This window comes from Pseudomonas sp. Z5-35, assembly GCF_051131945.1.
GTDB classification, from domain to species: domain Bacteria; phylum Pseudomonadota; class Gammaproteobacteria; order Pseudomonadales; family Pseudomonadaceae; genus Aquipseudomonas; species Aquipseudomonas marvdashtae.
In genome coordinates, this window is record NZ_CP071640.1 from 2,745,044 (window position 1) to 2,763,455 (window position 18,412).

An 18,412-nucleotide genomic window follows, 5' to 3' on the forward strand; every position below is an offset into this window, starting at 1 on the left:
TTGGCGCAGCAGGCCCGATACAGGCGAAAACAGCTGGGGGCAGCGTTCGTTTGCGGCATCCCATCCGATTTTGTTTGTTTGCATGATGATGGGTCGTACCTGTCGCAAAATTCACCGTCAACGAGACGGCCATGGATTGGAGTAAAGCAGTTGTTCAAAAAGACCGCATGTTACCTGAGCCTTTTCTTGCTCGTTGCGCCATTGGTCGCTGCAGCCGAGGACGGCGATCCAGCGCTGGCGCAGACCGCATTGGCGCAGCTGTCGGTCAACTGCCCCGATTTGGCTGCACGTGTCGACTTTCCGACAGTGATGAGCTTGCAGGCGCTGTACCAGCAAAACGCAGGCCAGGCACTATGGTCGAACGATGAGCGGTTACAGGCGCTGCAGGTCCAATTGCAACAATTGGCCGACGATGGACTGGATCCGGCCCGCTACAGCTTGCCGGACGCAGGCGTCTACCCGAATGCCGCCTGTACCGACATCGCCATCAGCCAGCATTATCTGCAGGCGCTGCACGACCTGCGTTTCGGTTATCTGCCTCAAAAGCGCCTGGAGCCTGTCTGGAAAACCAATCCGCAGTTGCCGGACCGTCAAGCCATGGTGTTGCAATTCGCCGTGACGGGCCTGCACAACCCTGCCGAAGCTTTTGAGCAGGCCCGGCCGAGCCTCGATCTTTATCGCAACCTGCGCGAACTCTACGCCCGTCAGCGGCAGCTGCCTTTGGCTGACTGGCAATCGGTGCCCAGTGGCTCGCTGTTGCAGCCGGACAAACGCGATGCACGAGTTCCGGCGCTGGCCCGTCGACTGTTCAACGAGGGTTACCTGAGCGTGCCGCCCCCCGAGACCGATGAGCATTACGGGCCGAGCCTTGTGGATGCGATGAAAAGTTTCCAACTTCATCATTCGCTGCAAGCCGATGGCGTCGTGGGGCCGTGGACTGTCACCGAACTGAACATCAGCCCGGCGATGCGCCGCGAACAGCTGCGCATCAACCTGGAGCGCATGCGCTGGCTGGCCCAGGACCTCGAGCCGGACAGCGTGGTGGTCAACGTCGCGGCGGCGCAATTGACGGTTTACCAGGGCGGCGCGCCGATCTGGCAAACCCGTACCCAGGTCGGCCGTGCCGAACGGCAGACGCCATTGATCAAATCGCGGATCACCCGCTTGACGCTCAACCCCACGTGGACCATCCCGCCAACGATCATGCGCGAAGACAAGCTGCCCGAGATTCGTCGCGATCCGGAGTTCCTCAGCCGACATAACCTCAGGGTGCTCGACCGGGACGGCATGCCGGTGGCGGTGGAGAACGTCGACTGGGACCACCCCGGCACACTGATGCTGCGCCAGGATCCCGGTGCGAAAAACCCGCTGGGCAAAATGGCGATCCGTTTCCCCAATCCGTTTTCCGTCTACCTGCATGACACGCCTAGCCAGGCGTTGTTCAGCAAAGGCCCGCGGGCGTTCAGCTCAGGCTGCGTGCGTATCGAGCAAGTCATGCACCTGCGGGACTTGTTGGTGACTGCGGCCGAACGCACGCGCACCGACACTTTGCTGGCCAGCGAACTGACTCATGAGTTCAGGCTGGCCAAGCCCGTGCCGATCCTGCTGAGCTACTGGACCGCGCAAGCGGACAGCCAGGGGCGGGCGGTGTACGTGCCGGATATCTACCAACGCGATGCAGCCCTCTCTGTGGCCGGCAGCCGTGCGCTCTGACGGCGATCATGTTCAGGCGCAGTCGGCCTCGGCGCCGACGCGTGCCGTCTCGTCGGACGTCGAGAACAGCCGCTGCCCGATTGCCTGCGCAGTGTCCAGGTGAGTCTTCGGATTGACCGTTTCCGACTCGAGCAAGCGTTCGGAACTCACCACGCGGGCGCCGCAGTAATCGAAAATGCCATGGTCAATCTGGGTCACCATCGCCTGGTCATAGCCGTGACGTTGAAAGCTGTCCGCGTCCGCGCCACCCACGGCCACCAGATGGACCCGCAGATGTCGCAGCTGCTGGGAGAATGACTCGCCGAGCCGGAAATCGAACGCCCAGCCGTTGGAAAATACCCGGTCGATCCAGCCCTTGAGCAACGCCGGCATTGACCACCAGTAAATCGGATAGACCAGCACCAGCGCATCGGCACGCTCGATCCTGGCTTGCTCGGCCAGCACATCGGCAGGCGGCGAAGCCTCGCGGTGGTGGACCGCGTGGTCGGCGAAGCTGAAGCGTGGGTCGAACCCCTCGGTCGCCAGGTCGGCTATCTCGAACGTATCGGTCGGATTGGCCAAGATTATTCCGTTGCCGACGGCTTGGGCCAGCGCATGGGTCAGGGAACGGGGATCATGATGGGCAACAACGATCAAGGCATGCATGTCGAATCTCCTTCTGGCATCACACAACGTCAAGCGAGTATGCTTGGTTAAGTTACGAACAGTAAGTTACGGTTGGTAAAGTTAGCATGTCAAGCACAGATGAAAATTCACAGTCTTCTGCCGTACCCCGTCGACGCCTGTCGCGTGTGGATCGACAACGGCAACTGCTCGACGTCGCCTGGCGCCTGGTGCGGGAGGAGGGTAGCGAAGCGTTGACCTTGGCCAGGCTTGCGGAGCAGGCAGGGGTTACCAAGCCAATTGTCTACGACCACTTCATCACCCGGTCAGGCCTCCTGGCGGCGCTCTACCAGGATTTCGACGCCCGCCAGACCGCGTTGATGGATGCTGCACTCCAAGCCAGTGAACCGACGCTGAAAAGCCGGGCGCAGGTCATAGCTGCTTCCTTCGTCGAATGCGTCCTGCTTCAGGGGCGGGAGATTCCTGGGGTCAGCGCGGCCTTGAGCAGCACGCCAGAACTCGAACGCATCAAGAGGGAGTACGAAGGGATTTTCCTGGACAAATGCCGGGTGGTGCTGTCGCCGTTCGCCGGAACCGGGCGTCTTTCCCAAGCGAGCCTGCGGGGGATGCTGGGGGCGGCGGAGGCGTTGTCCGATGCGGCGGCCAACGGGGAAATCAGCGCGGACGAGGCCAAGCAGGAGCTGTTCGACAGCATCGTTTCGATGGTCGAGAGGGCCGAAATTACGCCTGGATGATTCACGTTCGATCAAGAAAAAACGAACCCCAAGCGCCTTTTCCGGTTCTTAACTGATGTCCCGGTTTACCAGGGACATCAGGCGGGGCTGCGGTCTTGCCCACCAAACACTGCGATCAAAGGAGGCGACATGCCCAACTCCTTCCCTTCGCCCTGGTGGAAGAACGCCGTGATCTACCAGGTCTATCCTCGCTCTTTTGCCGATTCCAACGGCGACGGCATCGGCGACCTCCCCGGACTGACGGCACGCCTGGACCACTTGCAGCGCCTGGGTATCGATGCGTTGTGGCTGTCCCCGGTGTACCGTTCGCCGATGTGCGATGCCGGCTATGACATCTGCGACTACACCGACGTTGACCCGCTGTTCGGCAGCCTGGCGGACCTGGATAACTTGATCGAGCAGGCCCACCGGCGGGGGTTAAAAGTGTTGCTCGACTTCGTGCCGAACCACACTTCCGACCAACATCCGTGGTTCATCGAATCGCGTTCCAGCCGCGACAACCCCAAGCGCGACTGGTACATCTGGCGCGACCAGCCGAACAACTGGCGTGCCTCGATCGACGGCGGCAGTGCCTGGACCTGGGACGAAACCAGCCAGCAGTATTATCTGCATTTCTTCTTGCCGCAGCAGCCCGATCTCAACTGGCACAACCCTGAAGTCGTTGCTGCCATGCAGCAGGTGCTGCATTTCTGGCTGCAGCGCGGCGTGGATGGCTTTCGCGTCGATGTGGTGCATTGCGTCGGCAAGGACCAGAGCTTTGCCGACGATCCGCGCTGCACGGCGGGCGAAACCATGGTCAAGATCAACGACCAGCCTTACAGCCACGAGGTGCTGCGCGGACTGCGCCGGCTGGTGGACAGCTACCCCGGCGAGCGCGTGCTGATCGGCGAAGTGAATATTCGCTCCACGGCCCAGGTCGCGGCCTATTACGGCGCCAGTGACGAGCTGCACATGTCGTTCAACTTTCCACCGTTGGACGCTCCTTGGGATCCGGTGGTGTTTCGAATGTGCGTGCGCGAAGTGGAAAACGACTTGGGCCCGCTGCAGGCGTGGCCGACCTGGGTGCTTTCCAACCACGACAACAGCCGCCACCGCAGCCGGTACGGCGGCTCATTGCGGCGGACCCGGGCAGCGGCGGTGATGTTGCTGACATTACGCGGGACGCCTTTTATCTACCAGGGTGAAGAGCTGGGCCTGGAGGATACGCAGGTGACCGCCCAGACCCGCGTTGATCCTGGCGGGCGCGATGGCAGCCGGGCGCCGCTGCCATGGACTGTCCAGGCGCCTCACGGTTGGTCGGGGCAGGCGCCGTGGCTGCCTTTTGCACCGGATGCCGGCTTGCTGTCGGTGCAAGCGCAGGAGCGAACCAGCGATTCCGTTTTGGCGCTGTACCGGCGTTTGCTGACGTGTCGGCGCAACAGCCGCGCGCTGCGCGTCGGCGACTGGCAAGAGCTGCCCTCGCACCCGCAGGTGCTGGCTTATCGGCGTCATTGCGCCGGCGACGAACGGCTGGTCTGCATCAACTTCGCCGACAGCGAGCACGCGTTTCCCCTGGCCGATTCCTGGCGCGTGCAGATCGCCAGCGACGGGGCCGGCGAAGGCCAGCCCTTCACCGGCCGCCTGGCCGTCGAGCAGGCCCTGATCCTGTGTCGATAAGGAGTGACCGATGAAAGCCAACTGGCATCGAAATACCTTGATCTACCAGATCGACCCTTCCTTGTTCTACGACAGCAACGGCGACGGCCGTGGCGACCTGAAAGGCATCATTCGCCAGCTCGACTATCTCCAGGCGCTGGGCGTCGGCGCGCTGTGGTTGATGCCCTTGTACCGCTCGCCGTTCAAGGATGCCGGCTATGACGTCAGCGATTTCATGGCCCTGGACCCGCGCTTCGGCAGTGAAGAAGACCTGCGTCAGTTGATCGTCCAGGCAGGGGAGCGGGGAATCCGGGTCATTCTCGAACTGGTGGTGCAACATACCTCCGACCAGCATCCGTGGTTCCAGAGGGCGCGACGTGACAAGAACAGCGTCTACCGCGACTACTACCTGTGGTCCGACGAACCGGTGGACGACGGCAACCAACCGATTTTTCCGTCGGTGGAAAACAGCATCTGGCGTTGGGACGAACAGGCCGGGCAATACTATCGGCATCTGTTCTATCGTCATGAACCGGACCTCAACCTGGCGAACCCGAAAGTCGTCGAGGAAATCGAGCGGATCATGGTCCATTGGCTTGAACTGGGGATCGCCGGCTTTCGCCTCGATGCCGCTTCGCACCTGGTCGAGCAGGCAGGTCGCGGGGATGAAGAGCAGGGTGTCTGGGTGCTGGACCGGTTGTTCAAGTATATGACCCGAATCAATCCGCAAGGCGTGCTGATGGGCGAAGTGGACGTCGAGCCGGAACGCTACAGCCATTACTTCGGCACCGGCGAGCGCCTGGGCCTGGTACTGGATTTCTGGGTCAATAATCATCTGTTCCTGGCCTTGGCCCGAGGCGAAGCCGAACCCTTGCAGCGCGCGATCAGCCGGCGCCCCGCACCGCCGGACGGTGCCAATTACGCCGTGTGGCTGCGCAACCATGACGAACTGGACCTGGAACGCTTGAGCGAGGAGGAACGCGAGGAAGTCATGCGGGCGTTTGCCCCGCAGGAAAACATGCGCTTGTATGGCCGGGGTATTCGCCGCCGCCTGGCGCCGATGCTGGATGGGAATGTGCATCGTCAGGCGCTGGCCCAGGCATTGCTGTTGTCGTTGCCGGGCACGCCAATCGTGCGGTATGGCGAAGAGATAGGCATGGGCGACGACCTTTCCCGCCCCGAGCGCCTGTCCGTGCGCACGCCGATGCAGTGGAGCGACCAGGTCAATGCGGGCTTCTCTTCGAGCCAATCCCTGGCTGCTCCGGTGATCGATGAAGGCCCGTTCGCCTACACGAACTTGAATGTCGCGCACCAGCAGGACGATCCCGATTCCTTGCTGGCTCGGACTCGCACGCTGCTATCGGCGCGGTCGCGATTGACCGAAGTCGGCGACGGCAAGGCGCAACTGTTGTCGGTCAGCCATCCGGCGGTGTTCGCCATCGCTCACGTGTGCGACAACACTTCAGTCATGTTGGCGAACCTGAGTGACGAAACGGTCGACGTGCAACTCAAGGAAATGGATATGCAAGGCTTTGAGGAAGTGCTCGCGGACGGTCCGTACCCGCACTCGACAAAGTCGAGCCTGACGCTGCGTGGCTACGGGTATCGCTGGTTCCGCCGCACCGGTTCAAAACAGCAGCAACACCACGGCGAGCAATCCTGCGACGGCAAATAATAGTGCCGACACCTGGGTCGAGCTGAAGGCCAATGCAGAGTCCCGCGAGCGGCCAGCGAACCGCCCGCGGGTACGGTGCAAGGATGGCTGCGACTCGAACAGATTGTCGGCTCGTTGGTTGTCATCATCCTCGTTGGTCATTTGCCCGGTGTAGGCGTTGCGGGCCAACAAGCGATCGAGCAGGCCCGGCATCAGGCACGTACCGACGATCGCCTTCAGGGAGGCGGTGCCCAGCCACAATTCCCTGGGCGTGCGCTTCACCACGCTGAAAATGGCCCGTGCCGCCACGTCCGGATCATGAATCGGCGGCACCGGTTGCGGCCGCTTGCCCAATTTGTTGCGCGCCCAATCGAACTGCGGGGTATTGATCGCCGGCAACTGCACCATGCAGACCCGGATGTCGCTGTGCTCGTGGAGCAATTCGCAGCGCAACGAATCGGTGAAGCCGCGCACCGCGAACTTGGCGCCGCAATAGGCCGCTTGCAGCGGAATGGCGCGATAGGCCAGCGCCGAGCCGACCTGGATGATTACCCCACGATTGCGCCGCCCCATCAGGTCCAAGGCCGCAAGCGTGCCGTGAACGGTGCCCAGGTAAGTGACCGCCGTGACCCTCTGGACCTCTTCGGCACCCAGTTGGCGGATAGGTGAAAACACAGTGACCATCGCGCAATTGACCCATACGCCGACCGGCCCCAACTCGCGCTCCATACGCTGTGCCGCTTCGAACACCGCCTCGGCATCGGCGACATCGACGCTGATTCCCAAGCTCATCGCACCCAACTGTTGCAATTCCTCTTGCGTGGCCGCCAGGCCTTGCTCGCCTCGGGCCAGCAACCCGACTCGATAGCCGGCGACGGCAAAACGGTGCGCGGTTGCACGGCCGACGCCAGCGGTGGCGCCACAGATCACGACGACAGGTGGGGTTCGCTCATCCATTGCATTCACCTCTGATCAATAGCCCTTTACCTGTGAAAATGGGTGCTGGCGATGGTTCAGGATTTTTGCACGCGGGTCGCAACGGCTGCACTTTTATGAAGCCGCGGACGGGAGATCGCACCATCGCAAGGCAATCAGCGGAGGGCGCGACAGCCCTGGCAGCACCGTTGGCGAAGTGCCTGCGCCAGCGGCCAAGTCCGCGCCCGCAAGGGCTTTTCCTTGGGGAAGGGCCCGTGGGAACGGTGGCGGCCCAAGCTTGGCACGCTCGCTGCAAGAACCTCTACAGGCCCACCGCGAACACAATCGAGTGGGCACCCCCGTCGGTCAACGATGATCGAGAGCCAGCAGGCCGGGGAATAACGGTAGGTCCAGGCGCAGCCGCCGGGCCGATACCGCACAGAACAGGCAAAGACGCCTGGAACCGCAAGGTTTCAGGCGTCTTTTTTTGCTTCCAGAACCGTGATGGGCTTTTGTCGGGTGCTTTTATGAATTCCAACGTTGCTTCTCTGAACAAGCTGCAAACGCTGATCGTGATCGGCAATGGCATGGTCGGCCATCACTGCGTCGAGCAACTGGTCGAGCGCGGTGCGCTCGACCATTATCACGTGCGTGTCTTCAGTGAAGAGCCGATGCGTGCCTATGACCGCGTGCACCTGTCCGAGTATTTCTCGGGCCGCGACGCCGAGTCCCTGGCGCTTGGCGAAGCGTCGTTGTACCAGACTCCGGGTGTCACGCTGCACCTGGGCGTTCCGGTACTGGAAATCGACCGCCAGGCGCGCCAGGTAGTCACTGCCGGGGAACGCATCAGCTACGACAAATTGGTGCTCGCCACCGGCTCCTACCCATTCGTGCCGCCGATCCAGGGCGCCGAAGGCGATTCCTGCCTGGTCTATCGCACCCTGCAAGACCTCGACGCGATCCGTGCCGCCGCGAGCAATGCCCGTCGTGGCGTGGTGGTCGGTGGCGGCCTGCTGGGCCTGGAAGCCGCCAACGCCCTCAAGACTCTTGGCCTGGAAGCCCACGTAGTGGAATTCGCCCCGCGCTTGATGCCGGTGCAACTGGACGAGCAGGGCGGCCTGGCCCTCAAGGCGCGCATCGAGAAGCTGGGTGTCGGCGTGCATTTGTCCAAAGGCACTCAATCCATCAGCGCCGGTGAGCAGTACCGTTATCGGATGAACTTCGGTGACGACGACTTCCTGGAAACCGACCTGATCGTGTTCTCCGCCGGCATCCGCGCCCAGGATGCCTTGGCTCGTCAATGTGAATTGCAGATCGGCCCGCGCGGTGGCGTGGTGATTGACGACCTTTGCCAAAGCAGCGACCCGGACATCTACGCCATCGGTGAATGCGCCGCCTGGAATGGCAGCATCTTCGGCCTGGTCGCGCCGGGCTACCAAATGGCCCGTAACGTTGCGGCGCGCCTGTGTGGCCAGGCCGGCGAAGCGTTCACCGGCGCCGACATGTCCACCAAGCTCAAGCTGCTCGGCGTTGATGTGGGCTCCATTGGCGACGCCCATGGCAGCACCCCGGGTTCGCGCAGCTTCCAGTTCATCGATCAGACCAGCGCCAGCTACCGGCGTTTGGTGGTGGATGCCGACGGCAAACGGGTGATCGGCGCGGTGCTGGTCGGTGACAACAGTTACTACGACACCTTGTTGCAGTACATGCAGAACGCAATCGCCTTGCCCAAGGACGCCGCCGCACTGATTCTGCCATCGTCCGAAGGCGCTCCGACACTGGGCCCGGCGGCGTTGCCCGAAGCGGCGACGATCTGCTCGTGCCACAACGTCACCAAGGGTTCGATCTGCTCGGCCATCGACGCGGGTTGCACCGACCTCGGCCAATTGAAGTGCGACACCAAGGCCGGCACCGGTTGCGGTGGTTGCGCAGCCCTGGTCAAGCAAGTATTCGAACACGAGCTGATTGCCCGTGGCGTCAGCGTCGACAAGAGCCTGTGCGAACACTTCGCCTACACCCGACAAGAGCTTTACGCCCTGGTGCGAGTGGAAGGGATCATCAGTTTTGAGGAGTTGTTGGCCAAGCACGGCCGTGGCCACACCGGCTGCGACCTGTGCAAGCCGGCCGTGGGCTCGATCCTGGCGTCGTGCTGGAACCAGCCGATCATGGACGCGCACCTGGTGCCGTTGCAGGACACCAACGACACCTTCATGGCGAACATGCAGAAAAACGGCACCTATTCGGTGGTGCCGCGCATCGCCGGGGGTGAAATCAGCGCTGACAAACTGATCGCCATCGGCGTGGTGGCGAAGAAATACGACCTCTACACCAAGATCACCGGCGGCCAGCGCATCGACCTGTTCGGTGCCCAGTTGCACCAGTTGCCGGACATTTGGGCCGAGCTGATCGAAGCCGGTTTCGAAACCGGTCACGCCTACGGCAAATCGACGCGCACGGTGAAATCCTGCGTGGGCAGCACCTGGTGCCGCTACGGCGTGCAGGACAGTGTGCAAATGGCCCTGACCATCGAGGATCGCTACAAAGGCCTGCGCTCGCCACACAAACTCAAGTTCGCGGTGTCCGGCTGCACCCGCGAGTGCGCCGAAGCTCAGAGCAAGGACGTGGGTGTGATCGCCACCGAGAAGGGATGGAACCTCTATATCGCAGGCAACGGTGGCATGCGCCCGCGTCACGCCGAGCTGTTTGCCACCGACCTGGATGACGCCACGCTGATCCGCTATATCGATCGTTTCCTGATGTTCTACATCCGCACCGCCGACAAGCTGCAACGCACCTCGGTGTGGCGTGAAAGCCTGGAGGGCGGCCTGGGTTACCTCAAGGACGTGATCATCCACGACAGCCTGGGCCTGGGCGCCGAGCTTGAAGCGCAGATGCAACTGGTGGTCGACCGCTACGAATGCGAGTGGGCCAACGCCTTGAAAGACCCCGAGAAGCTCAAGCGCTTCCGCACATTCGTCAACGACAAGCGCGGCGATCCGGACGTCCATTTCGTCCGCGAGCGCGGCCAGCGTCGGCCGGTGCATGCCGGCGAACTTCACCTGATTCCCATCACCGAGGAGGTGCTCTGATGAGCCAGTCAAACGTCGTTCGTATTCCCGCTCGCGATCTCGCCCTGGAACCGTTGCAATGGCGCGCCCTGTGCAGCCGCGAGGACCTGGTGCCCAACTCCGGCGTGGTCGCCTGGCATGACGGGCGCCAGGTGGCGCTGCTCTACCTGCCAGATGAGGAGAAGCCGCTGTACGCCATCGACAATCGCGATCCCAAGTCCGGCGCGAACGTGATCGGTCGCGGCTTGCTGGGCAGCATCAAGGGTGAACTGGTGATTGCTTCGCCGATGTACAAACAGCATTTCCGCCTGGAAGACGGGCATTGCCTGGAATACCCGGAACAGCGCCTGCGAGTTTGGCCGGTGCGCTTGAATGGCGATGTGGTTGAAATTGGCGAAGACTGATTGCCGCTTTTTTTAAAGCTGGGGATGAACAATGAAAACCGCTGCTCAACTGGTAAGGCTCAAGAGCGTACAAAACCAGCAGGTCCACAGCATCGCGCCTGAGCAGACGGTGCTCGAAGCGCTGCAAATCATGGCCGAAAAAAACGTCGGCGCATTGCCGGTGATCGAGAACGGCCAGGTCATCGGCGTGTTCAGCGAGCGCGACTATGCACGCAAGATGGTTCTCAAGGGCCGCTCGTCAGTGGGCACGCCGGTGCGCACCATCATGAGCGCACCGGTCATCACCGCCGACAGCCAGCAGAGCATCGACCGCTGCATGGAAGTCATGACCGACAGCCATTTGCGACATCTGCCAGTGTTGGACAACGGGCAGCTGATCGGCCTGCTGTCGATCGGCGACCTGGTCAAGGAGGCGATCGTCGAACAGGCGGATCTGATCCGGCAGTTGGAGCATTACATTCGCGGGCATTGAGCCCGCTATTCTCCCAGGAGCGGCTCTTGTGGCGAGGGAGCTTGCTCCCGCTGGGCTGCGCAGCGGCCCCACGATCTTACAGTCGCTGCGCAACTGAGCGGGAGCAAGCTCCCTCGCCACAACAGCGGTTCACCGCGACAGCCTCAACCCAACATCAGCAACTGCCGGATCAGCTTCGGCGTACTACCCGTCCAGCGCTTGAACGAGCGGCGGAAATTGGCCGTGTCGTTGAAGCTCAGGTATTGGGCCACTTCCTCGTTGCTAAAGCCCTTGACCTGATACAGGTACAGCGCCACGTGGGTATGCACCCGGTCCACTTGCTGCTGGAAACCGGTGTGATGTTTGCGCAACTTGCGCTTGAGGGTTGCCGGGCTCATGGCGAAGGCCTGGGCGGTCTGCTCCAGGCTGGGCGTCTGTTGCACGTTTGAGCGCAGGTAGTCGTACAGGCAATCGAGAAAACTGGCGGTAAACCCCAGTTCATCGAGTCGATCCCGGGCTTCGGTCCGTGCGACCTGGCCGGCGGTGGCCGAGACGTTGGGCCAGGGTTGCGCCAGGCAATGGCGGGGCAGGCGCATCAAGTCCAGCGGTCGATTGAATTGGCTGTGCTCGCCCAGGTGAACCCAATATTGCTCGACGTAACGCGGCTCGTCATGACGAAAGCTGCACTGCCAAGGCAGGCGCTCGCCGCTGAGCCAGGCGCTCATCGCCACCATCGATGTCATGCTCGCCTCCAGCACGAAGCGCCATTGCTCATCGGCCCCGCAGCTGTCCAGCCAGTGAACGTAGGCGTAATGCTCATCCAGCAACAGGCGCGGCGCAGCCAAGGGGCAGAGCAGGGCTTGTTGCTCGATCAAGGTTTCCAGTGCCTGGTGCAGATTCTGCGCGTGGCGCAAGGCATGGCTGGCCGGCCCGTAATGCCCGGGCAGCAGCCGCTGGCCGAAGAGAAAACTGCTGTCGCTGGCGTCCAGCAGGCGCCGGCTGTTGTCGATCAAACCGAGGAACTGCTGGGGGCTGATGCGGCTCTGGCCCGCCAGGATGTCCTCGTGAAACAGCCCGGTGCCGCGCAGCAAACGGTGGCTGTCGATGCCCCGCGACAGCGCCAGGTCGATCAACGCGGCTGGTTGATAGTGGCCCGGAATGAAGCGGCTGTCGGTTTCGTACGAGCAGGTCTTGACGGTCATGGGCGGCCTCAGGCGCTTTTCGCCAGGGTTTGCCGGGACTGGGCTAACCTCAGGTTCAGGCGCTTGAGCAGGGCTTGGGGGCTTTCGTCGAACGCCATGACCACCGCCGTGCCCGCACTCAGTTGCAAGCGTTCACCGTGTTGCCGGGTCTTGTGGGCCAAACTGCGAACTGCCTGTTCAAGCTCTGCGGCCAGCCGTTGCGCCTGGCTTTCGCCGGTATCGGGCAACAGCACCACAAAACGATCGCCGGCCAGGCGGCAGAGCAGGTCCTGGCGCCGCAAGTTGAGCACCAGCAGCTGGCTGACGGCCTGCAACACCGCATCGCCTTCGCCATGGCCGAAGCGCTGGTTGATGGCACTGAAGTCGTCCAGGTCCAGCGCAAGCAATGACAACGGTTGCTGGCGACGTCGGCTGTCCTCCAGGCTGGCGGTCAATTCGTGCTTGAGGAAATCCGCGCCGCCCAAGGGAGTGAGTTTGTCGAACAGACGGTGCTCGCGAAACAGTCGCTCGCGCTTTTCCATCTGCCCGTTGATCGCCAGTTGCTCGCGGTGCCAATGATAAATCCCCAGCGTCAGCAAGATCATGCCCACCGGCATCGGTCCCGACTCCAGCCAGTGATCCCAAGTGATGCTTTCCGGCAGGCGAATGAATTCATCCAGGCTGTCGATCCACCATGAAAAAAAGATACAGCCCAGGCCCAGCACCAGGTAGTTGGTCACGCGACCGGCCGGGCGGCTTTTGAGCACCAGGCCCAGCCAGACCAACGCCAGCAGCGCCGATCCGCCTTCACCGAGGATGTCCAGCCAGATCCATTCCTCCAGCGGCTTGAGCGTTCCACTGGCCAGGTGCAGGAGCAATCCAAGGTTGGCGGCCAGCAGGAGCAAGGCCAGTTTCAAGCGATGAGGGCGGAGCACGGAGAACATGGCCGGAATCCTTTGCCAGAAGCGGAATGCGGCCCAGCACAGCAGATGGATGTGACAGCGCGGTGACGGTGGGTGAATGAAGTCGAGGGGTCGAATCAGCTCATCGGTCATGCGGATTTTTTCTCAGGCAACCCCATGTCCGTGGCGAGGGAGCTTGCTCCCGCTCGGCTGCGCAGCAGTCGTAAAACCGGTGCCTGCGGTGTGCCTGGCGAAATGCAGTGACTGGTTTGGGGCTGCTTCGCAACCCAGCGGGAGCAAGCTCCCTCGCCACGAAGAGCCCTGTATCTTCAGCTCATGGGCGTTGCTTGCGATTGCCAGGACAGGTCATTTCAGCTCATTCCATCCCCCCACCCCTGCAAATCAGCCCGTTACAGGCCCTACGACCCGAACCTGTCACAGAACCGTCATTGCCCACCCCTAGCGTGCCCTTCCAATTGCCGGGCGGTTGCCTGGCGGATTTTCCGATTCCTGGGGAGGACCACCATGCATCACCGCACCAGCACTGCCGGATTCGTCGGCTTCACCTTCACCGCGTTGGCATTGGCCATTGCCAGTGAACGGCTGAGCGCCGCCGAGCAAGCGGCCACGGAGCACGTCGAAGTGGTTGGCCAGGCGGCCAGCATCGACCAGGCGCTGAAGGAACAGCGCAGTTCCGACAGCATCAAGAGTGTGGTGCATGCTGACGGCGTGGCTCAATTGCCGGACGAGAACGTCGCCGAAGCGGTGCAGCGCCTGCCTGGTGTAAGCGTCGAGCGCGACCAGGGCGAAGGCCGATTTGTCAGCGTGCGCGGCTTAGGCCCGGACCTCAACAGCGTGACCATCAACGGCACCCTCGTGCCGGCCCCCGAAAGCGAGCGCCGCGCCGTCGCCCTGGATGTGTTGCCCTCGGAACTGGTGCAGTCGCTCTCGGTGATCAAGACCCTCACGCCGGACATGGACGCCAATTCCCTCGGCGGCACGGTGGACGTCAAAAGCCTCTCGGCTTTCGACCACAAGAGCCTGTTCTACACCGGCAGCAGCGAAGCCAGCTACGACAAGAATACCGGCCAGACCAGCCCGAAATTTTCCGGCGCCATCAGCGACCGCTTCAGCCTCGGCGACGGCATCGACAACTTTGGCGTGGCCGCGGCGCTGAGCTGGCAGAAGCGTGACTTCGGTTCGGACAACGTCGAAACGGGCGGCGCCTGGGACTTCGAGCAGGGCCCACGACTCGAAGAACTGGAAATGCGTGACTATGACATTCGCCGGGAACGCGCCGGTGGCGGGCTGAACTTCGACTACAAACCCGACGACTTCAGCAGCTATTACCTGCGCACGCTCTACAGCCGCTACAAGGACAGCGAAACCCGCAACGCCGCCAGCATCGCCTTCGACGACCCGCAGGCGGCGGGGGAGCTGGGTGCTGCCGAGGGCGAACGCAAACTCAAGCAGCGTGAGGAGACCCAGGAAATCCAATCCTACGTGCTCGGCGGCGAACGCCTGTTTGGCCTCTGGACTTTGAGCGGCCAGGGCGGCTACAGCAAGTCCAGCGAAGACAGCCCCGGGCACATCGCCGGCGCCACGTTCAAAGGCATCGATGGATTCGACGGTGGCTTCTACGACAGCGATAAGCCGCGCCCGATCATTGGACCAGGCTTCTACGACCCGGCCAATTTCAGCCTCGACAAGGTCGATTGGGAACAACAGAAAACCACCGACACCGAAAAGAACCTGCGCCTCGATTTGGCCCGGGACTACGACCTGAATGGCTACGCCTCCCAGGTCAAATTCGGCGGCAAGGCCAGCCGCCGCGACAAGGACAACGACCTCGACGCGTGGGTCTACGAGGACTTTGGCGACCTGGGCTTCACTGATGGGCAGCTCAATCTCGGTCAATTCCAGAAGGGCAATGTGGATTACCGCCTCGGCCGGTTTGGCCCGGGCATCAGCGCCGACGCCATCAAGCAACTACTCGGTGGCCTTGACCGCGATCAGTTCTACGACGCGCAGGAATCGCGGGTCAATGACTTCACCATGAGCGAAGACATCAACGCTGCCTATCTGATGAACACCGTTGATATTGACGACTGGCGCTTCATTGCCGGCATGCGTTACGAAGGCACCGAGTTCGAGGCCAAGGGCACCGGTGCCACCGATGGGGTGTTCACCGACACACAAACCCGTCGCAAGTACCACCATTGGCTGCCGGGCCTGCACGCCCGCTACCAGTTGGACAAGAATACCCAGGTGCGCGCGGCCTGGACCAAGTCCGTGGTGCGCCCGACGTTCGGCCAGCTGGCGCCGGGATTTGTCATCGATGATGACGAAGCGACGTTCGGCAACCCGGACCTCAAGCCGCTGGAGTCGAGCAACCTGGACTTGGGCATCGAGCATTTCATGGGCCACGCCGGCACCGTTTCGGCCTTTGTGTTCTACAAGGACATCAAGAACTTCGTCTACAACACCGACCTGGCCGGCACCGGGGCCTGGACCGACTTCGCCGAAGCGCACAGTTTCGCCAACGGCGACAGCGCCAAGCTGTACGGCCTGGAACTGGCCTATTCGCAGAAGTTCGATTGGCTGCCGGCACCCTGGAACGGGCTGTTGCTGGGCGCCAACACCACCTTCAGCCGATCCGATGCCGAGATCGAAGGTTTCGACCAGGCCAGCGGCACCCAGCGCAAGCGCAGCATCGACCTGCCGAACCAGTCGGACACCGTCGGCAACCTGATGCTCGGTTGGGAAAACGACAAGCTGAGCCTGCGCCTGTCGGCCAACTACAAGTCGGCCTATCTCTATGAACTGGCGTCCATCAGCGACCGAGACCACGACCTGCACGTCGACGCCCAGACCTTCGTCGACTTCAGCGCCCGTTATTCGTTGACCAAGAACCTGCAAGTCAGTCTTGAGGCGCAGAACCTCACTGACGAGTCGTATTTCGTCTACACCGGCCATCGCTCGTATAACGGCCAGTACGAAGAGTACGGGCCGACGTACAAGCTGGGGCTGACGTTTACCCATTTTTGAATACACCACCGACCCTGTGGTGAGCAAGCTTGCTCCGCTTGGCGGGTTGGCGCGCCAGTGCGCAGCGCCTGGAAGGAGGGGCTGCTGCGCAGCCCAACGGGAGCAAGCTCCCTCGCCACGGGAACGGTGAACACGGCTCTATGACAAGGATTCTTCCGTTGAATACAAAGTTGTCTTTTCCCAAACATTATCTGCTAACGATGTGGCTCGGCCTGCTGGCCGGCCAAGCCTGGGCGGCCCCGAGCCTGAAACTGCAACCCTGGGCGCAGGCTTTCCCGGTGAATGCGATGGCATTCCTGCCCGGCAACGGGGCGACCGAACGTCTGGTGGCCGGCCATGATGGCTTGCTGTTGCTCGATGCCAACGGCCGCGAACTGACGCGCCTGAAGGGCGGCTTCGAAGGCCTCGACACCCGCGCCCTGGGGCGCAACGTGCTGGTCGCCAGCCTCGACAGTCAGCGCCAACAAGCGCTTCTGGTCAGCCTCGATCCACAAAAACGTCAATGGGGCACGCCGCTGTATCTGCCGACGCGGGACTTTCCGGTGAACGGGTTGTGCCTGTACCGCGACGAAGCGAGCAACCTGTTCGCGTTTCTCGTGGGGGAAGAGGGCAAGGGCGAACAATGGCTGGTCGGCGCCGGCGAGCGGCTGAGCGAAACTGCCCAGCGCGTGCGCGGCCTGCCGCTGCCACCGGATGCCACGACGTGCCAGGTCGAGGACGGCGCGAGCCAGCTATTCGTCAACGAAGAACGCGTCGGCTGGTGGGCCTATCCGGCGGCGGCGGAAGCCGATGCGGTGCGTATCCCAGTGGCGATGCGCAAGCCGTTCGGTGACATCGAGCACGCCGCCGGCGCGATGGCGACACTGCCGGGCGGCATGCTCGGACTCGATCCCGACGCTGCGCAACTTCACCTGTTCCAGCAAGAAGGCGAGGCCTGGATCTCGCAGGCCAAGCTACCGCTGCCGGGCCTGAAGGCGCCGGAAAGCCTGGCGCTGCGTAAGACTGCAAACGGCGTTGAATTGCTATTGCGCGATGATGACAACGGCCAGCTGTACCAAGGCCTGATCGACTGGCAACCGAAACCGCTGGCCGTGTCGCCGAAGTTGCCCAGCGTGCCCGCCGTCGCCCAGAGCGAACCCGTGGCGCGCCAGGGCGACGCCGCCGATGACCCGGCGATCTGGGTTCACCCGACCACGCCGGCGTTGAGCCGGGTCCTGGGCACCAACAAGAAGCAAGGCCTGCTGGCCTATGACCTGCAGGGCAAGCTGTTGCAGGAATTGCCGGTGGGGCGCCTCAATAACGTCGATGTCCGCTCGGGTTTCAAACTGGGCACGCAGACCGTCGACCTCGCCGTCGCCAGCAACCGTGATCGCAACAGCCTCAGCCTGTTCAGCATCGACCGCGCCAGCGGAGAACTGCGCGAAGCCGGCGAGATACCCACGCCGCTCAAGGAAATCTACGGCATCTGCCTGTTCCAGCCCGCCGAAGGAGAGCTGTACGCCTTCGCCAATGGCAAGGACGGTCGTTATCTGCAATACCGCCTGAGTGCTACGGGCGCCGGGGTCAAGGGTGAGCTGGTGCGCCAGTTCAACGTCGACAGCCAGCCCGAGGGCTGCGTTGCCGACGATCAGCGCCAGCGCCTGTTTCTCGGTGAGGAAGACGTCGGTGTCTGGGCCATGGACGCCCGTGCCGATCAGCCGAGCACCTTGACCCGAGTGATCAAGGTCGGCCCGCAGTTGCATGCCGATGTCGAGGGCATCGCCCTGTACCGCAACGCCGGGCATGACTACCTCGTGGTGTCCAGCCAGGGCAACGACAGCTATGTGCTGCTCGATGCCGAGCCGCCTTACGCCGTGCGCGGTGCTTTGTGGGTCGGCTTGAACGCGACCGCCGGAATCGATGGGGCTTCTGAAACCGATGGCCTGGAAGTCACCTCGGTGAACCTCGGTGGGCCTTGGAGCCAAGGGATGCTGGTGGTCCAGGACGGGCGCAAACGCATGCCCGAGCAAGCCCAGAATTTCAAGTTCGTGCCGTGGGCCGACGTGGCGAAAGCCCTTGGCCTGCCTTGAGCGGCGCTGTCATC

13 protein-coding genes are annotated in these 18,412 nt (G+C 62.5%); 9 read left to right on the top strand and 4 right to left on the bottom strand.

The features are described 5' to 3' along the window. Nucleotides 1-150 precede the first annotated feature (150 nt). Nucleotides 151-1,713 (top strand): L,D-transpeptidase family protein, encoded by a 1,563-nt coding sequence (locus J3P95_RS12645; protein ID WP_434563570.1) that lies wholly within the window; start codon nt 151-153, stop codon nt 1,711-1,713. A 12-nt stretch (nt 1,714-1,725) separates the two neighbouring features. Here J3P95_RS12645 and J3P95_RS12650 read toward each other — a convergent pair whose 3' ends face one another. Beyond that, nucleotides 1,726-2,358, bottom strand: coding sequence for an NAD(P)H-dependent oxidoreductase (locus J3P95_RS12650; protein WP_434576913.1), 633 nt, complete (start codon nt 2,356-2,358; stop codon nt 1,726-1,728). Between the two features lie 86 nt (nt 2,359-2,444). On the opposite strand from J3P95_RS12650, the gene J3P95_RS12655 reads away from it, so the two are divergent. The 3 genes from J3P95_RS12655 (at nt 2,445) to J3P95_RS12665 (ending at nt 6,381) form a co-directional block, all read left to right on the top strand. Continuing rightward, nucleotides 2,445-3,071 (top strand): TetR/AcrR family transcriptional regulator, encoded by a 627-nt coding sequence (locus J3P95_RS12655; protein WP_434563574.1) that lies wholly within the window; start codon nt 2,445-2,447, stop codon nt 3,069-3,071. Between the two features lie 129 nt (nt 3,072-3,200). Further along, on the top strand, nt 3,201-4,727 hold the full coding sequence (locus tag J3P95_RS12660) for an alpha-amylase family glycosyl hydrolase (protein WP_434576910.1): 1,527 nt from the start codon (nt 3,201-3,203) through the stop codon (nt 4,725-4,727). Between the two features lie 10 nt (nt 4,728-4,737). Next, entirely contained in the window at nt 4,738-6,381 is a 1,644-nt protein-coding gene (locus tag J3P95_RS12665) for an alpha-amylase family protein (protein WP_434576908.1), read from the top strand. Here J3P95_RS12665 and J3P95_RS12670 read toward each other — a convergent pair. After that, entirely contained in the window at nt 6,334-7,317 is a 984-nt protein-coding gene (locus tag J3P95_RS12670; RefSeq protein WP_434563580.1) for an SDR family oxidoreductase, read from the bottom strand. The genes J3P95_RS12665 and J3P95_RS12670 overlap by 48 nt on opposite strands. 485 nt (nt 7,318-7,802) lie before the next feature. On the opposite strand from J3P95_RS12670, the gene nirB reads away from it, so the two are divergent. The 3 genes from nirB to J3P95_RS12685 are packed head-to-tail and all read left to right on the top strand — an operon-like array spanning nt 7,803 to nt 11,219. After that, nucleotides 7,803-10,364 (top strand): nitrite reductase large subunit NirB, encoded by a 2,562-nt coding sequence (gene nirB, locus J3P95_RS12675; protein ID WP_434563582.1) that lies wholly within the window; start codon nt 7,803-7,805, stop codon nt 10,362-10,364. After that, nucleotides 10,364-10,747 carry a nitrite reductase small subunit NirD gene (nirD, locus tag J3P95_RS12680; RefSeq protein ID WP_434563584.1) on the top strand — a complete coding sequence of 128 codons (384 nt, stop codon included), beginning with the start codon at nt 10,364-10,366 and terminating at the stop codon, nt 10,745-10,747. Before nirB ends, nirD begins: the two co-directional genes overlap by 1 nt. Nucleotides 10,748-10,778: 31 nt before the next feature. After that, nucleotides 10,779-11,219, top strand: coding sequence for a CBS domain-containing protein (locus tag J3P95_RS12685; protein ID WP_186611924.1), 441 nt, complete (start codon nt 10,779-10,781; stop codon nt 11,217-11,219). A 143-nt stretch (nt 11,220-11,362) separates the two neighbouring features. Here the strand turns inward: J3P95_RS12685 and J3P95_RS12690 are convergent, their stop codons facing one another. Together J3P95_RS12690 and J3P95_RS12695 are read right to left on the bottom strand one after the other, a co-directional pair. Further along, complete coding sequence (locus J3P95_RS12690) at nt 11,363-12,400, bottom strand: AraC family transcriptional regulator ligand-binding domain-containing protein (protein WP_434563586.1); 1,038 nt, start codon at nt 12,398-12,400, stop codon at nt 11,363-11,365. Nucleotides 12,401-12,408: 8 nt separating this feature from the next. Continuing rightward, the gene (locus J3P95_RS12695; RefSeq protein WP_434563588.1) at nt 12,409-13,323 is read right to left on the bottom strand and encodes a GGDEF domain-containing protein; all 915 of its coding nucleotides are present in this window, start codon (nt 13,321-13,323) and stop codon (nt 12,409-12,411) included. Nucleotides 13,324-13,806: 483 nt separating this feature from the next. Between J3P95_RS12695 and J3P95_RS12700 the strand changes: the two genes are divergently transcribed. Together J3P95_RS12700 and J3P95_RS12705 are read left to right on the top strand one after the other, a co-directional pair. After that, entirely contained in the window at nt 13,807-16,329 is a 2,523-nt protein-coding gene (locus tag J3P95_RS12700; RefSeq protein ID WP_434576903.1) for a TonB-dependent receptor, read from the top strand. A gap of 200 nt (nt 16,330-16,529) precedes the next feature. Continuing rightward, nucleotides 16,530-18,398 carry a phytase gene (locus tag J3P95_RS12705; RefSeq protein WP_434581218.1) on the top strand — a complete coding sequence of 623 codons (1,869 nt, stop codon included), beginning with the start codon at nt 16,530-16,532 and terminating at the stop codon, nt 18,396-18,398. Nucleotides 18,399-18,412: the final 14 nt, after the last annotated feature.

What these genes read in the sequence shown, in the direction of transcription:
- J3P95_RS12655 (WP_434563574.1), top strand. Translation starts at nt 2,445, where the DNA reads ATGTCAAGCACAGATGAAAATTCACAGTCTTCTGCCGTACCCCGTCGA.
- J3P95_RS12705 (WP_434581218.1), top strand. Translation starts at nt 16,530, where the DNA reads ATGTGGCTCGGCCTGCTGGCCGGCCAAGCCTGGGCGGCCCCGAGCCTG.
- J3P95_RS12650 (WP_434576913.1), bottom strand. Translation starts at nt 2,358, where the DNA reads ATGCATGCCTTGATCGTTGTTGCCCATCATGATCCCCGTTCCCTGACC.
- J3P95_RS12700 (WP_434576903.1), top strand. Translation starts at nt 13,807, where the DNA reads ATGCATCACCGCACCAGCACTGCCGGATTCGTCGGCTTCACCTTCACC.
- J3P95_RS12690 (WP_434563586.1), bottom strand. Translation starts at nt 12,400, where the DNA reads ATGACCGTCAAGACCTGCTCGTACGAAACCGACAGCCGCTTCATTCCG.
- J3P95_RS12670 (WP_434563580.1), bottom strand. Translation starts at nt 7,317, where the DNA reads ATGGATGAGCGAACCCCACCTGTCGTCGTGATCTGTGGCGCCACCGCT.
- J3P95_RS12665 (WP_434576908.1), top strand. Translation starts at nt 4,738, where the DNA reads ATGAAAGCCAACTGGCATCGAAATACCTTGATCTACCAGATCGACCCT.
- J3P95_RS12685 (WP_186611924.1), top strand. Translation starts at nt 10,779, where the DNA reads ATGAAAACCGCTGCTCAACTGGTAAGGCTCAAGAGCGTACAAAACCAG.
- nirD (WP_434563584.1), top strand. Translation starts at nt 10,364, where the DNA reads ATGAGCCAGTCAAACGTCGTTCGTATTCCCGCTCGCGATCTCGCCCTG.
- nirB (WP_434563582.1), top strand. Translation starts at nt 7,803, where the DNA reads ATGAATTCCAACGTTGCTTCTCTGAACAAGCTGCAAACGCTGATCGTG.
- J3P95_RS12695 (WP_434563588.1), bottom strand. Translation starts at nt 13,323, where the DNA reads ATGTTCTCCGTGCTCCGCCCTCATCGCTTGAAACTGGCCTTGCTCCTG.
- J3P95_RS12660 (WP_434576910.1), top strand. Translation starts at nt 3,201, where the DNA reads ATGCCCAACTCCTTCCCTTCGCCCTGGTGGAAGAACGCCGTGATCTAC.